Source organism: Nodularia sp. LEGE 04288, assembly GCF_963896525.1.
Lineage (GTDB): Bacteria > Cyanobacteriota > Cyanobacteriia > Cyanobacteriales > Nostocaceae > Nodularia.
In genome coordinates this window covers 17,718-31,886 of sequence record NZ_CAWQOY010000150.1, presented here as the reverse complement: position 1 = coordinate 31,886, position 14,169 = coordinate 17,718, and the positions used below count along the sequence as shown (strand labels likewise).

23 protein-coding genes are annotated in these 14,169 nt (G+C 44.5%); 21 read left to right on the top strand and 2 right to left on the bottom strand.

Annotated elements, in window-relative coordinates:
* The first annotated feature begins 177 nt into the window (after positions 1-177).
* Positions 178-945 carry an AMIN domain-containing protein gene (locus tag AACX33_RS21990; RefSeq protein WP_194001773.1) on the top strand — a complete coding sequence of 256 codons (768 nt, stop codon included), beginning with the start codon at positions 178-180 and terminating at the stop codon, positions 943-945.
* A 24-nt stretch (positions 946-969) separates the two neighbouring features.
* On the opposite strand, the gene AACX33_RS21985 is transcribed toward AACX33_RS21990, so the two are convergent.
* Both AACX33_RS21985 and AACX33_RS21980 read right to left on the bottom strand, forming a co-directional pair.
* Positions 970-1,509: a DUF3172 domain-containing protein gene (locus AACX33_RS21985; protein WP_194001771.1), complete on the bottom strand. Its 540-nt coding sequence runs from the start codon at positions 1,507-1,509 to the stop codon at positions 970-972.
* 151 nt (positions 1,510-1,660) lie between these two features.
* On the bottom strand, positions 1,661-2,149 hold the full coding sequence (locus AACX33_RS21980; protein WP_194001769.1) for an NAD(P)H-quinone oxidoreductase subunit N: 489 nt from the start codon (positions 2,147-2,149) through the stop codon (positions 1,661-1,663).
* Positions 2,150-2,990: 841 nt separating this feature from the next.
* Here AACX33_RS21980 and rplC point away from each other — a divergent pair.
* The 20 genes from rplC (at position 2,991) to AACX33_RS21880 (ending at position 14,004) form a co-directional block, all read left to right on the top strand.
* Positions 2,991-3,626 (top strand): 50S ribosomal protein L3, encoded by a 636-nt coding sequence (gene rplC, locus AACX33_RS21975; protein ID WP_194001767.1) that lies wholly within the window; start codon positions 2,991-2,993, stop codon positions 3,624-3,626.
* A 35-nt stretch (positions 3,627-3,661) separates the two neighbouring features.
* Entirely contained in the window at positions 3,662-4,300 is a 639-nt protein-coding gene (rplD, locus tag AACX33_RS21970; protein WP_194001765.1) for a 50S ribosomal protein L4, read from the top strand.
* A complete protein-coding gene (locus AACX33_RS21965; protein ID WP_194001763.1) occupies positions 4,293-4,607 on the top strand; it encodes a 50S ribosomal protein L23 in 315 nt (104 codons plus the stop codon). The genes rplD and AACX33_RS21965 overlap by 8 nt, the downstream gene beginning before the upstream one ends.
* A 6-nt stretch (positions 4,608-4,613) precedes the next feature.
* On the top strand, positions 4,614-5,477 hold the full coding sequence (gene rplB / locus AACX33_RS21960; RefSeq protein WP_006196741.1) for a 50S ribosomal protein L2: 864 nt from the start codon (positions 4,614-4,616) through the stop codon (positions 5,475-5,477).
* A gap of 145 nt (positions 5,478-5,622) precedes the next feature.
* Entirely contained in the window at positions 5,623-5,901 is a 279-nt protein-coding gene (gene rpsS, locus AACX33_RS21955) for a 30S ribosomal protein S19 (protein WP_006196740.1), read from the top strand.
* A gap of 64 nt (positions 5,902-5,965) precedes the next feature.
* On the top strand, positions 5,966-6,322 hold the full coding sequence (rplV, locus tag AACX33_RS21950) for a 50S ribosomal protein L22 (RefSeq protein WP_194001761.1): 357 nt from the start codon (positions 5,966-5,968) through the stop codon (positions 6,320-6,322).
* A gap of 51 nt (positions 6,323-6,373) precedes the next feature.
* Positions 6,374-7,135, top strand: coding sequence for a 30S ribosomal protein S3 (gene rpsC, locus AACX33_RS21945; protein WP_194001759.1), 762 nt, complete (start codon positions 6,374-6,376; stop codon positions 7,133-7,135).
* A gap of 82 nt (positions 7,136-7,217) precedes the next feature.
* On the top strand, positions 7,218-7,643 hold the full coding sequence (gene rplP / locus AACX33_RS21940) for a 50S ribosomal protein L16 (RefSeq protein ID WP_194001757.1): 426 nt from the start codon (positions 7,218-7,220) through the stop codon (positions 7,641-7,643).
* Between the two features lie 3 nt (positions 7,644-7,646).
* Positions 7,647-7,874, top strand: a complete 228-nt coding sequence (gene rpmC / locus AACX33_RS21935) for a 50S ribosomal protein L29 (RefSeq protein WP_194001755.1) — start codon at positions 7,647-7,649, stop codon at positions 7,872-7,874.
* 6 nt (positions 7,875-7,880) lie between these two features.
* The gene (gene rpsQ / locus AACX33_RS21930; RefSeq protein WP_194001753.1) at positions 7,881-8,132 is read left to right on the top strand and encodes a 30S ribosomal protein S17; all 252 of its coding nucleotides are present in this window, start codon (positions 7,881-7,883) and stop codon (positions 8,130-8,132) included.
* 41 nt (positions 8,133-8,173) lie between these two features.
* Complete coding sequence (rplN, locus tag AACX33_RS21925) at positions 8,174-8,542, top strand: 50S ribosomal protein L14 (RefSeq protein ID WP_194001751.1); 369 nt, start codon at positions 8,174-8,176, stop codon at positions 8,540-8,542.
* Positions 8,542-8,895, top strand: coding sequence for a 50S ribosomal protein L24 (gene rplX / locus AACX33_RS21920; RefSeq protein ID WP_006196733.1), 354 nt, complete (start codon positions 8,542-8,544; stop codon positions 8,893-8,895). Before rplN ends, rplX begins: the two co-directional genes overlap by 1 nt.
* 56 nt (positions 8,896-8,951) lie before the next feature.
* Positions 8,952-9,500 (top strand): 50S ribosomal protein L5, encoded by a 549-nt coding sequence (gene rplE / locus AACX33_RS21915; protein ID WP_194001749.1) that lies wholly within the window; start codon positions 8,952-8,954, stop codon positions 9,498-9,500.
* A gap of 20 nt (positions 9,501-9,520) precedes the next feature.
* Positions 9,521-9,922: a 30S ribosomal protein S8 gene (gene rpsH / locus AACX33_RS21910; protein WP_194001747.1), complete on the top strand. Its 402-nt coding sequence runs from the start codon at positions 9,521-9,523 to the stop codon at positions 9,920-9,922.
* A gap of 52 nt (positions 9,923-9,974) precedes the next feature.
* Positions 9,975-10,523, top strand: a complete 549-nt coding sequence (gene rplF, locus AACX33_RS21905) for a 50S ribosomal protein L6 (protein ID WP_194001745.1) — start codon at positions 9,975-9,977, stop codon at positions 10,521-10,523.
* A gap of 2 nt (positions 10,524-10,525) precedes the next feature.
* Positions 10,526-10,888, top strand: a complete 363-nt coding sequence (rplR, locus tag AACX33_RS21900) for a 50S ribosomal protein L18 (protein WP_194001743.1) — start codon at positions 10,526-10,528, stop codon at positions 10,886-10,888.
* Between the two features lie 99 nt (positions 10,889-10,987).
* Positions 10,988-11,512 (top strand): 30S ribosomal protein S5, encoded by a 525-nt coding sequence (gene rpsE, locus AACX33_RS21895; RefSeq protein WP_006196728.1) that lies wholly within the window; start codon positions 10,988-10,990, stop codon positions 11,510-11,512.
* A gap of 103 nt (positions 11,513-11,615) precedes the next feature.
* Positions 11,616-12,059, top strand: coding sequence for a 50S ribosomal protein L15 (rplO, locus tag AACX33_RS21890; protein ID WP_194001741.1), 444 nt, complete (start codon positions 11,616-11,618; stop codon positions 12,057-12,059).
* Positions 12,060-12,130: 71 nt separating this feature from the next.
* On the top strand, positions 12,131-13,444 hold the full coding sequence (secY, locus tag AACX33_RS21885; RefSeq protein WP_194001739.1) for a preprotein translocase subunit SecY: 1,314 nt from the start codon (positions 12,131-12,133) through the stop codon (positions 13,442-13,444).
* A 5-nt stretch (positions 13,445-13,449) separates the two neighbouring features.
* Complete coding sequence (locus tag AACX33_RS21880) at positions 13,450-14,004, top strand: adenylate kinase (RefSeq protein WP_194001944.1); 555 nt, start codon at positions 13,450-13,452, stop codon at positions 14,002-14,004.
* The last annotated feature ends 165 nt before the right edge of the window (positions 14,005-14,169 follow it).

The following is a 14,169-nucleotide window of genomic DNA, read 5'->3' as shown; positions in this document are numbered from 1 at the left end:
ATATTAGCCCCCTCATCGCTTGCGGGGAGGGGGTTGGGGGTGGGGTTTTTGTACCTCATAACACCGAAAAGTGCAGGATCTAGATAAATGTGCAGATTGTGAGGTTAAAATTCTCAGTCATCACAAAATTATTGAACCTCACGTAACGTAATATAGCAATGAAAGGAATAAAAATTAATGTGTAAAGGACTAAGCATTAGGCAATTTTGGCAAAGTCGCCATCATTTGTTGGGCTTGTATGCAGTAATTACCCTGCAAGCTGGTAGTAGTATCGCCGCACCAGTGGCCAGATTAGATGATTGGCGCTTTTACCCAGAAGCTGTACAACTAGAAATTAACCTCTCAGCCAGCATCACTCCTAAGTATTTTTATTTAGCTGAACCGCCTCGCTTAGTTGTGGATCTGCCAAATACGCAGTTAGGTAACGTTCCCACTATCCAAAATTATTTTGGAGCAATTCAAAGAATTCGTGTTTCCCAATTAAATGACACTGTAACTCGAATTGTTCTGGATTTAGCAGCCGGAAATTTTATAGATTCTAAGCAAGTACAACTACAACCAGTTTCCCGACAAAACCCCACGCGCTGGGTGTTACGTCCTACGATTACTAATTATACTCCCCCTACACAACTGGGAAATTTTCAGTCTTTACCCAACCAAGTCCCAAGTAATTATCAACAGTTACCCAGCACCTTATATCCCATAACTCCTAACTCACAGCAACCCTTTGTAACTGTACCTCCCCTAAATCCTAGCAATTCATCTCAATTACCCGCTTATATTCTTCCTCCACCTAGTTTTCCCCAGCAACCCAATAATTTAAATAGCATTCCCTCTCAAACAAGTCCTAATTTTTCAGTTCCGATTACCCCCAACTATCAACCCAATGTGTCAAATATACAAGTGATTGAGTTTGGTCAACCCCTTCCCAAACCCAACTATTAAATTTGCACTCATTCCACAATTTAACTAAAATCTATCTGTTTCTTGAGGTTGTGTAACGGCTCCTGGTTGAGATGTAAAGAAGTTTTGAGCGGCCTGATTTTGGTAGATACATCTGATATCAGGGTTTTCACTTTCCAAAGTACCTGTAAAGCCGAAAGTGTTCAGGCGATTCTTACATTCTCTTACCTGGTTAGATGTCACAAGGTTGCGCTGCTCTAAAATTGCCCAGTTATTTTGCCGGAGAACGCACCCAGGACGCATACTTGGTTGAGCCACATAGACATTAAACGGGTTGAGAGTTACGAACAGTCTCGCGTCCATCACCATTGCGCTAGCTCCATTCTGCACGCAAATTTCCGGGTTTGGCGCTCTATTGTCAATGAATTCACGAGAAGCCACATTTGATGGCGTTAAAGTGGTTGTGGAGCTAAAGGCAATCCCAATTCCAATGCCCAATACCAGTACCCCTGCCAAAATGGCGATAGTAGAGATATTGAACAAAGGGGATTGTAAAGCCGAAGATTTAGAAGTAGTAGCCGGTCTACCAGTAGATTTACGTCTCATTTTGCTCTAATCACCTTCACGCCTGAGAAAGTAGGGAGTGGTCTAAACTGTTCTCCCTTTTACAGTATGCCGATTCTTAATTGTAGTTGTCTGTAACTTGGGCGATCGCACTCCAGTTAGATTTAGAAGTTGCGATCGCCCAGCTAAATCATTACACAGCTAAATAGCTGGCAGAGTATGTATCTTTGAGAGATTTCCAACGGAAAGCGCGATCGCCTCCTCTCTCAACTACTACTTTTACTCTCGGTTCCAAGCTAGGCAAAGTTGTTAAAAACTCAACCTCCTGATCCGCTAGAATCTGCCCTTCAATAATCCACAACACCAAACCCTTTGACTTTGGTGGTAGCTGTTCCAGATTATAAGTAACAATCGGTGGTATGTAATACACATAACCCACCGCCGCACCACTACCAGTGCTTTTTTTACCCAGGTGAGGTGGTCTCACACCATGAACTCCTGTGAGATAGGCAGCTACGTCGCCCAGTCCCCTAGCAGTAATATGAAGATTCGCATAGCCAGCAGCCCGCAAACGGCGGCGATATCGACCTTCAAAACCTCCTTCCAGAGGTACATAAACACCAAGGGAACCAAATTTCTCCAAATCGCGGATGAAAGCGTTGCCAGTGGTAATCAGTGCCATAAATTTTCGTCCTATCCCACTTAGATATCTCTATTATTCACCCTCAACCAAGATTAGGTTAAAATATTGAAGCAAGAAAGCCCATCTCATCATCTTTAATCAAAAACTATTTTAAATATTTATAGACAAATTTCAATAGATGCTTTATGATATTGGATCGTGGCCTATGAGAGTAAAAACTAAGTTATTATTGCTCTGTAAGTTTTTAGATGTGTAACATCCGCAGCCAATAATAAACTTGGCTCAAAGTTGTCAGAGACTGGTAAACTAGAAAAGCTCTCAGGTTCAATCAGAGTTAATGGCTGAATAAAACAAGCCAACAAACGACTCTAAACTACATTCACTCCTTTAAGCTTGAGAAACCAGGCGAAATCTTAAACTATAGTTTAAGGTAAAAGTAATGTGTTGAGTAAGGATACTGAGTGGTAAAAAACCGCTTAAGTCCCACTACAGCACGGCAGAAGCAAGTTATGGCAGGAAAGCCACCAACAGCAATGCCTCCAGAAAGTGCCTAAGTAATTGCTTGGACGAAAGCATTACTGCACAAAGCGCAAAGCTAAAAAGCATTGCCTTGATTCCAAAAGTTATTTTTTCTGAATGGGAAAAAGCTTGTGGCTGTTCTGGTGACCAAATGAGTGAAAGTAAACGGATTCACCAAACAGTAAAGACACAAATAGTTGTGTCCTGAAAATACGGTGTAGCATTATCTGCTAAAAATTTCCGTTCGCCCAGAGTCCAGAAGAGAGGGTCGTCCAACCTCAATCGGCACCTATACAAATGTAAAAGTGTCCTCAAGAGTCCGATTCCAACACCAGCAAGTATATAAGGAGAACCAGTTACTGTGTCTGTAGGTATTCTCGGCACCAAACTGGGCATGACCCAAGTCTTTGACGAATCAGGAGTATCCATTCCTGTAACCGTAGTTCAAGCGGGACCATGCACTGTTACACAAGTTAAAACGAAACAGACCGACGGTTATACCGCCATCCAACTTGGATATGGCGAAGTTAAACCCAAGGCGCTGAATAGACCTCTGCTGGGTCACTTGGCAAAATCATCTGCACCAGCTTTGCGACATTTAAACGAATATCTCACAGATACCCCTAATGATTATGCTTTAGGTCAAGAACTCAAAGCAGATATTTTTAGCGAAGGTCAAATTGTCGATGTAGTCGGTACCAGTATTGGTCGTGGTTTTGCGGGTAACCAGAAGCGCAACAACTTTAGCCGTGGTCCCATGTCTCATGGTTCAAAAAACCATAGAGCGCCGGGTTCCATTGGTGCAGGTACAACCCCAGGTCGTGTTTATCCAGGTAAACGGATGGCAGGGCGTTTGGGTGGTACTCGCGTGACAATTCGCAAGTTGACTGTGATACGAGTAGACCTGGAACGGAACTTATTGCTAATTAAAGGAGCCATTCCTGGTAAACCGGGGTCCTTAGTGAATATTCTGCCTGCAAAGAAAGTTGGTAAGTAGTCATTACAAGGCAAAAGACACAAAAGGACATAAAAATGGTTGAAACCGTAGTAAAAAATTGGCAAGGAGAACAAGTCGGCGAGACGACCTTTGAGTTACGAGTTGCTAAAGAATCAACAGCATCTCATATTGTGCATAGAGCCTTGGTCAGACAAATGGCCAACTCTCGCCAAGGAACTGCGAGTACAAAAACTCGTTCCGAAGTTAGAGGTGGTGGTCGTAAACCTTGGCGGCAAAAAGGCACAGGTCGCGCTCGTGCAGGTTCTATTCGTTCACCACTGTGGCGTGGTGGTGGTGTAATCTTTGGGCCAAAACCCAGGGACTATAACCTGAAATTAAACCGCAAAGAACGACGTTTAGCACTGCGAACTGCACTAGTTAGTCGTGCCGACGATTTGATTGTGGTAGAAGATTTTAGCAACGAGTTATCTCGCCCCAAGACCAAAGAATTAGTGTCAGCACTAGCTCGTTGGGGAGCAGCACCAGGAAGCAAGGCATTGTTAATTATGCCGGCAATTTCATCTGCGGATAACGTTTATTTGTCAGCCCGCAATATCGAAAATTTAAAGTTAATTGCAGCCGACCAGCTAAATGTTTACGATTTGCTGCACGCTGACAAGATAGTCATCACAGCATCAGCTTTAGCAAAAATTCAGGAGGTCTATAGTGCCTAAGTTTGACCCCCGCAACCTTGCCGACTTAGTGCGTCGCCCCATAGTGACTGAAAAGGCGACTATCCTGATGGAGCAAAATAAATATACTTTTGAAGTGGCTCCCAAGTCCACCAAGCCACAAATAAAAGCGGCAATTGAAGACCTATTTCAGGTCAAGATCGTCAAAATTAATACCATGATGCCACCACGTAAACAGCGTCGTGTTGGTAAATTTATTGGTTATAAGCCCCAATACAAGCGAGCTATCGTCACTGTAGCCCCTGGGGACGAAGAGAAAATTAGACAAGTTCTATTCCCAGAGGTATAAAGCAACATGGGTACTCGTTCTTATCGTCCTTATACCCCTAGTACACGCCAAGTTACTGTTTCCGACTTTGCCGAAATTACCAAATCAAAGCCGGAAAAATCTTTAACAGAATACGTGCATCGCCCCAAAGGTCGTAACAACCAAGGGCGCATCACCAGCCGTCGTCGGGGTGGCGGACACAAACAAATGTACCGGATCATTGACTTTAAACGGGATAAACGTAATATTCCCGCCCAAGTCATAGCCATTGAATACGATCCCAACCGGAATGCGCGGATCGCCCTGGTGTTATATCAAGATGGCGAAAAGCGTTACATTCTTCACCCCAATAAGTTGCCAGTGGGTGCAACAATTATTGCCGGTCCTGATTCTCCCTTTGAAGATGGCAATGCTTTGCCACTTTTGAATATTCCCTTGGGTACAAGCGTACACAACGTAGAACTAACACCTGGTAAAGGCGGACAAATTGTCCGGGCTGCTGGTGCTAACGCTCAAGTTGTAGCCAAAGAAGGTCAGTATGTCACACTGAAATTACCTTCGGGAGAAGTGCGGATGATTCGGCGGGAATGCTACGCCACCATCGGACAAGTAGGTAACACCGACGCGAGAAACTTAAGTGCTGGTAAAGCCGGACGTAATCGTTGGAAGGGTCGCCGTCCGAAGGTTAGAGGTAGTGTCATGAACCCCGTGGATCACCCACATGGTGGTGGTGAGGGTAGAGCGCCTATTGGTAGACCAGGCCCTGTAACACCTTGGGGTAAACCTACTTTGGGTGCGAAGACACGCAAACCCAAGAAAGCCAGCAGCAAATTGATCGTGCGTCGCCGCCGCAAATCTTCTAAACGTGGTCGTGGTGGTCGTCAATCATAGAATTTTAGATTTTAAATTTTGGATTTTAGATGGGGTTGATTTATGAGTATCCAGAATTTGTGAAACTTGATCAGACACCTAATTAAAATCCGAAATTCTCAAATTTTTAATTCAAAATCTCAAATCCAAAATCCAAAATCGAATTATGGGTCGTTCTTTAAAAAAAGGGCCTTTTGTGGCCGATCACTTGCTGACAAAGATTGAAAAGCTCAACGCTAAAAACGAAAAACAAGTTATCAAAACTTGGTCGAGAGCTTCGACAATTTTGCCCTTAATGATAGGTCATACCATCGCTGTTCACAACGGTCGTCAACACGTTCCGGTTTTTGTGAACGAGCAAATGGTAGGACACAAGTTGGGAGAGTTCGCCCCCACACGTACCTACAGAGGTCATGGGAAGAGTGATAAAAAAGCAGGGAGATAGTTATTAGTCATTAGTCATCAGCTAAAGGCTAATAATCAATGACTAATGACTAAAGGAGAAAATTATGGCTATTGATACTACTGAAGTTAAAGCGATCGCTCGTTATATCCGCATCTCTCCCTATAAAGTGCGTCGTGTCCTCGACCAAATTAGAGGGCGTTCTTACCGAGAAGCACTAATTATATTGGAATTCATGCCCTATAGAGCCTGTGAACCAATATTGAAGCTTCTCAGAAGTGCAGCCGCTAATGCCGAGCATAATGCTGGTTTAGACCGGACAAATCTGGTAATTACTCAGGCTTATGCCAATCAAGGTCCAGTGCTAAAACGGTTTCAACCCAGAGCGCAAGGGCGAGCTTATCAAATTCGCAAGCCAACGTGTCATATCACTGTGGCTGTAGCTGATGCTACTGCTGAATAATTATCAAACCCGAAAAATTGCGTAAAGTCAGAAATTTTAGAGGAAGCATTTGTGGGACAGAAGATTCATCCAGTTGGTTTTCGCCTGGGTATTACGCGTGAGCATCAATCTCGTTGGTTTGCAATTCCTGAGCGCTATCCAGAACTTTTACAAGAAGACTACAAACTGCGTAAGTACATAGATCAAAAGCTGGGTAAACTGGCTCAAAACAACGCCGGAATTTCCGAAGTTAGAATTGAGCGCAAAGCCGACCAAATCGACTTAGAAGTACGCACAGCTAGACCTGGTGTAGTTGTCGGTCGTGGTGGACAAGGTATTGAATCACTGCGCCTTGGACTACAAGAAGTGCTGGGTGGTAATCGGCAAATTCGCATTAACGTAGTCGAAGTTCAAAAAGTTGATGCTGATGCCTCCCTAATTGGCGAATACATTGCTCAACAGTTAGAAAGACGTGTTTCGTTTCGGCGAGTAGTACGCCAAGCTATTCAGCGCGCTCAACGTGCTGGTGTTCAAGGCATTAAAATTCAAGTCAGTGGTCGGCTCAACGGTGCAGAAATTGCCCGGACAGAGTGGACTCGTGAAGGTAGAGTACCTTTACATACCTTACGGGCTGATATTGACTACGCTTACTGCACAGCCAAAACAATTTACGGGATTCTGGGTATCAAAGTATGGGTGTTCAAAGGAGAAATTATTCCAGGACAAGAAGAAACTCCAGCCCCACCCAGCACACGCGATCGCGAACGTGAACCTCGTCGCCGTCAACAACAACGTCGTCGTCAGCAATTTGAAGACCGTTCTAATGAAGGATAGTCATTAGTGATTAGTCCTTAGTCCTTAGCAATGACCAATGACCAATGACCAATGACCAATGACCAATGACAAATGACGAACCATGTTAAGTCCTAAAAGAACTAAATTCCGCAAACAACAGCGCGGACGGATGCAAGGCCTAGCTACCCGTGGCTGCAACATTGATTTTGGTGATTTCGCCCTCCAAGCTCAAGAACCATCTTGGATTACTGCCCGGCAAATTGAAGCTTCCCGTCGGGCAATGACCCGTTATATTCGTCGGGGTGGACAAATCTGGATTCGGATTTTCCCTGATAAACCGATAACCATGCGCCCAGCTGAAACCCGGATGGGTTCAGGTAAAGGTTCTCCAGAGTATTGGGTAGCCGTAGTCAAGCCCGGACGCATTATGTTTGAAATCGCTGGTGTTACTGAAGAAATCGCTCGTGAAGCGATGCGTTTGGCTTCAAACAAGCTGCCGATTAAAACTAAGTTTATTGTGCGTTCTCAACCAAAGGAGCAGGAGTAGGTTATGCCTCTTCCCAAGATTTCAGAAGCTAGAGAATTCAGCGACGAACAACTAGTTGAGCAAATTCTCGCTGTGAAAAAACAACTGTTTCAGTTGCGCTTGCAAAAAGCTACAAGACAACTAGAAAAGCCTCATCAGTTCCGACACGCCCGACATCGCCTATCCCAGTTGCTGACTGTCGAGACTGAACGCAAACGGGCAGCAAGTCAACCGGCTAAAGAAGAACAATAGGAGATTATGGCTATCAAAGAACGAGTCGGCTTGGTAGTGAGCGACAAAATGCAAAAAACTGTAGTAGTTGCTATAGAAAATCGCTCTCCCCACCCCAAGTACGGCAAAATCATGGTTAAAACCCGTCGTTATAAAGTTCACGACGAAGACAATCAATGCAAAGTGGGCGATCGCGTGCGGATTCAAGAAACTAGACCTTTGAGCAAAACCAAACGCTGGCAAGTCAAAGATATCTTGAATACTAAAGCAACAGTGTAACTCTTGTTACAGGACTAACAACTCCAAAAGGGAGACTAATTGTGATTCAACCCCAGACTTACCTGAATGTCGCAGATAATAGCGGTGCCAAGAAGATTATGTGCATCCGTGTATTAGGCGCTGGTAACAGACGTTATGGCTTTATCGGCGACAAAATTATCGCCGTTGTCAAAGATGCCATTCCTAACATGGCTGTGAAAAAGTCAGATGTAATCGAAGCAGTGATTGTCCGCACCCGTCATAGTATCCGCCGTGATAGTGGTATGACCATTCGTTTTGACGATAACGCTGCCGTGATTATCAACAAAGATGGTAATCCCAGAGGTACACGGGTTTTTGGCCCAGTTGCCCGCGAATTACGTGAAAAGAGCTTCACCAAAATTGTTTCTCTGGCTCCGGAGGTACTGTAATGGCGAACCGTAAGGAAAAGCCGAAAGTATTCTATAAAATGCACGTCAAAACTGGTGATACCGTGCAAGTAATTGCAGGTAAAGACAAAGGCAAAGTTGGCGAAATAGTCCAAGCACTACCCCAACTGAGCAAAGTCATTATCAAAGGTGTCAACATGAAGACTAAGCACGTGAAACCCCAGCAAGAAGGGGAATCAGGTAAGATTGTCACCCAGGAATTTCCCATCCATAGTTCCAACGTGATGCTCTACTCCAGCAAGCAAAACGTCACTAGTCGTGTTTGTTACACCTTCACCGCAGAAGGTAAAAAAGTGAGAATGCTGAAAAAAACAGGTGAAATTCTCAATAATTAGAGAATTAACCTTAAAAAAGTTTCCCTGACCAAGCCCAGGGATAAGGACAAGAAAGTATGCCGACAACAAGACTCAAAAACTTATACCAAGAGACAATCGTCCCTAAACTGATTAGTCAGTTTCAATACACCAATGTACATCAAGTACCAAAGGTGATCAAGATTACGATTAACCGCGGTTTAGGCGAAGCGGCTCAAAATGCTAAGTCGCTAGAAGCGTCTTTAAATGAAATTGCGGTAATCACTGGTCAAAAACCAGTAGTGACGCGGGCGAAAAAGGCGATCGCTGGCTTTAAAATTCGTGAGGGGATGCCCGTAGGCATTATGGTCACCCTCAGAAGCGAACGAATGTATGCTTTTCTTGACAGATTAATTAGCTTGTCATTACCCAGAATTAGAGACTTTCGGGGCATTAGTCCTAAAAGTTTTGACGGTCGCGGTAACTACACCCTGGGTGTGAGAGAACAACTAATTTTTCCAGAAGTCGAGTACGACAGCATCGATCAAATCCGTGGTATGGATATTTCCATCATCACAACAGCGAAAAACGACGAAGAGGGTCGCGCCTTACTTAAAGAAATGGGAATGCCCTTTCGCGATCAATAAGTTCATCTAAAGAGGGAACGATGGCGGCTAACGATACAGTTGCAGATATGCTGACGCGCATCCGCAATGCCAACCTGGCAAGACATCAAACGACACAAGTGCCAGCCACAAAAATGACTCGTAGTATTGCCAAAGTACTACAAGACGAAGGTTTTGTTGCTGAAATTGCGGAAGCAGAAGAAGGGATTAAGCGGAATCTAGTGATTTCCCTGAAATACAAGGGTAAAAATCGTCAACCCTTAATCACTGCCTTGAAGAGAGTGAGTAAACCAGGTTTGCGCGTTTACTCGACTAGAAAAGAATTACCAAGGGTACTAGGTGGTATCGGCATTGCGATTATTTCTACATCCAGTGGCATCATGACTGACCGTGAAGCACGTCGTCAGAGCTTGGGTGGTGAAGTACTTTGCTATGTTTGGTAGTCAATTTAGTTAGTCCTTAGCGCTCAGGACTCAAGATAAAGGACAAAAAATCATGTCTCGTATTGGTAAACAACCAATTACTATTCCCGCCAAAGTGGAAGTGACAATTGATGGCCCCAAAGTTTTGGTGAAAGGGCCGAAAGGCCAACTTTCTCGTACTTTGTCTGCCAATGTGATTGTCTCCCAAGAAGGGGAAATATTAAATGTCACCCGTCGTGATGAGACCCGTGTCTCTCGGCAAATGCACGGTTTAAGCCGTACCTTAGTCGCTAACATGGTCGAGGGAGTTTCCCAAGGCTTCAAGCGTCGCTTGGAAATTCAAGGTGTAGGTTATCGCGCCCAACTTCAAGGACGTAACCTAGTTTTGAATATTGGTTACAGCCATCAAGTGCATATTGTGCCACCAGACGGTGTTGAGTTTGTTGTAGAAAATAACACTAACGTCGTCGTCAGTGGTTATGACAAAGAAATAGTAGGTAACACAGCAGCGAAGATTCGCGCCGTTCGTCCCCCAGAACCCTACAAAGGTAAAGGGATTCGTTATGCCGGTGAAGTAGTCAGACGCAAAGCTGGTAAGACTGGTAAGAGTGGTAAGAAGTAAAAATGAAACTTACTCGTAGAGAATCAAAACAGCGTCGTCATCGGCGCGTTCGTGGTAAAGTTCAAGGCTCGGCAGAACGTCCGCGTTTAGCCGTGTTTCGTTCCAACGAACATATTTACGCTCAAGTAATTGATGATACTCAGCATCACACATTAGTAGCAGCCTCGACTGTTGAACCAGAGTTGAAATCTAATTCAGCTACAGGTGCTACTTGTGACGCATCAGCGCAAGTTGGCAAGTTGATAGCAGTGCGATTGTTAGAAAAAGGAATTACCCAAGTAGTCTTTGATCGCGGTGGCAACTTATATCATGGTCGTGTCAAAGCCCTCGCTGATGCAGCCCGCGAAGCTGGTTTAGATTTCTAAAGTCATTAGTCATTAGTCATTGGTCATTAGTCATTGGCTAAGGACAAAAGACAAATGACAAAAGACAAAAGACAACTGACTAATAGAGAGCATTTGATTATGGCAACTGGTCGTCGTAAAGCGAACCGCACAAAAAAAGAAGAAACTACCTGGCAAGAGCGAGTCATCCAAATCCGCCGGGTAAGCAAGGTCGTCAAGGGAGGTAAAAAACTTAGCTTCCGAGCGATTGTTGTTGTCGGTAATGAACGTGGTCAGGTTGGTGTCGGAGTAGGCAAAGCCTCAGATGTCATCGGTGCTGTTAAAAAAGGCGTAGCCGATGGTAAAAAACATCTGATTGACATCCCTATGACCAAATCTAACTCCATTCCTCATCCTATTGATGGTGTAGGTGGTGGTGCTAAGGTGATGATGCGTCCCGCTGCACCTGGGACTGGGGTAATTGCTGGTGGTGCTGTTCGGACTGTCCTGGAATTGGCAGGAGTTCGTAACATCTTGGCCAAGCAACTCGGTTCCAACAATCCACTCAACAATGCTAGAGCCGCAGTGAATGCCTTATCTACACTACGTACTCTTTCGGAAGTGGCCGAAGACCGGGGTATTCCTATAGAAAAACTCTACATTTAGTAGCTGTCACGGGACGCTGAGGCTAGTATTTTTACTCAGCACTAGCCCCCGCTCACAGCACTTTCAAGTCAGAGCTTTTGTGTAAACAATTACTAATTACATCATGAGACTCAACGATGTTAAGCCCCAAAAAGGTTCAAAAAAACGCCGTCGCCGTGTAGCCAGGGGTATTTCCGCAGGTCAAGGCGCTAGCGCTGGTTTAGGTATGAGAGGTCAAAAATCTCGTTCTGGTAGCGGTACCAGACCAGGTTTTGAAGGTGGTCAGCAACCATTGTACCGCCGAGTACCTAAGCTTAAGGGCTTTCCGGTGGTTAATCGGAAAGTTTACACTACGATTAATGTAGAGAAACTAGCTTCCCTTCCTGCCAATACAGAAGTAACTTTGGCCTCCCTCAAAGAAGCAGGAATTCTCACTGCTGCTAAAGGTCCATTGAAAATTTTGGGCAACGGAGAATTGAATGTATCCCTAAAGGTACAAGCAGCAGCTTTCACAGGACAAGCTCGGAGCAAAATTGAAGCAGCTGGTGGTAGTTGCGAAGTCTTATAAGTGAGCCGGAAAAGCGCACTTTGCAAGCTAACTCGCTGCCAGCGCCTGGTTCACTATAGAGGTAGCATTCTATGATCAGTCGAGAAAAAGCCCCAACGGCTCAAGAAACTTTTATGCAGATGGCGCAAGCAGCTGGCCTCAGAGGTAGGCTGCTTGTCACCGTCGGTATTTTAATTTTGGTTCGCCTCGGTATATTTTTACCAGTACCAGGTCTTGATAGAGCGAGGTTTGCCGAAGCAATAGCCGGTAATAATGCTGTCTTCGGTTTATTGGATATATTTTCTGGACGGGGACTTTCCACTTTGGGAATCTTCGCTTTGGGAATTTTACCCTTTATTAATGCGTCCATTATTATCCAATTACTGACTGCGGCAATTCCCACTTTAGAAAATTTACAGAAAAATGAAGGCGAAGCGGGTCGGCGGCAAATTTCGCAAATCACACGCTACGTAACTGTAGTATGGGCGACTATTCAAAGTGTGGCTTTTACGTCTATTTTCCTGAATCAATTTGCTTTGAATCCAGGTATAGCATTTATCGCTGAAACCGCGATCGCGCTCACGGCTGGTTCCATGTTTGTCATGTGGGCATCAGAACTGATTACAGAACGGGGACTTGGTAATGGTGCATCATTGTTGATTTTTGTCAACATTGTAGCTTCGTTACCTAAAGCTTTAGGCGATACCATTGACTTGGTGCAAGTCGGTGGTAGAGAAACCATTGGTCGCGTCATCGTTCTCATATTGGTGTTCCTTGTGACAATTGTGGGGATTGTTTTCGTTCAAGAAGGCATTCGTCGTATCCCGATTATCTCGGCTCGTCGCCAAGTCGGTCGCAGAGTACTGGCAGAACAACGGAGTTATTTACCCTTGCGGCTCAATTCCGGGGGTGTAATGCCGATTATTTTTGCGGCGGCAATTTTGAGTCTGCCACTGTTGATCGCCAATTTCACTAGAAATCCTGAAATAGCCAACATTGTCAATACTTATCTTAGTCCTGGGGGTTCTGGGGCTTGGGTTTACGCTCTAGTCTACTTAGTCTCTATTATTTTCTTCAGTTACTTCTATTCTTCGTTGATTGTTAACCCAGTTGATGTAGCGCAGAACTTGAAGAAAATGGGATCTAGCATTCCCGGTATTCGTCCCGGAAAAGCTACCAGTGAGTATCTTGAGCGTGTAATCAATCGACTAACTTTTTTAGGTGCGATATTTTTGGGCTTTGTGGCAATTATCCCCACGGCTGTGGAAAGTGCTTTAGGAGTACCAACCTTTAGAGGATTGGGTGCTACTTCTTTGCTAATTCTGGTAGGTGTGGCAATTGATACAGCCAAACAGGTCCAAACTTACGTTATCTCTCAGCGTTATGAAGGAATGGTGAAACAATAGTGACAGTGACTCGATTAATTTTCTTGGGACCACCTGGATCTGGTAAAGGAACTCAAGCTCAAGTTTTGGCGGAAAAATTGAATATTCCCCATATTTCTACAGGGGAAATATTAAGACAAGCTATGCAAGAGCAAACTCCTTTGGGAATTAAGGCTCAAAGTTATGTAAATAGCGGCGATTTAGTCCCCGACCAGTTAGTGCAGGACTTGGTACAGGAACGCCTTAGTCAACCAGATGTCAAATCTGGCTGGATTCTTGATGGTTTTCCTCGCAAAGTCACACAAGCAGTTTTTCTGGAAGAATTGCTGGCAGAAATTAATCAGGGTGGCGAAAGGGTAGTTAATCTTGATGCTCCAGATGATGTTGTGGTAGCACGTTTACTCGATAGAGGACGCAAAGATGATACCGAAGCGGTAATTCGTCATCGTTTAGACGTTTACCGTGCTGAAACTGCGCCATTGATTGATTATTATGGCGATCGCCAAAAACTGATGACAGTCAATGGCGATCAGTCCCAAGAAGAAGTCACTCACGAGTTACAAAAAATCGTTACTTCATAGACTGAGTAGGGGGAGTAAAAATCACCATTTACTCCCCCGTACAGAGACGCTCAATCGCTTGTCTCCCCCCTATGGGCAAGATGCGCTCCGATTTTAGCTAAGATATATTAATAAACTGTTGATATATTTCTCAAAATATGTTCTTTTGCAGATGAAGTGCTGCAA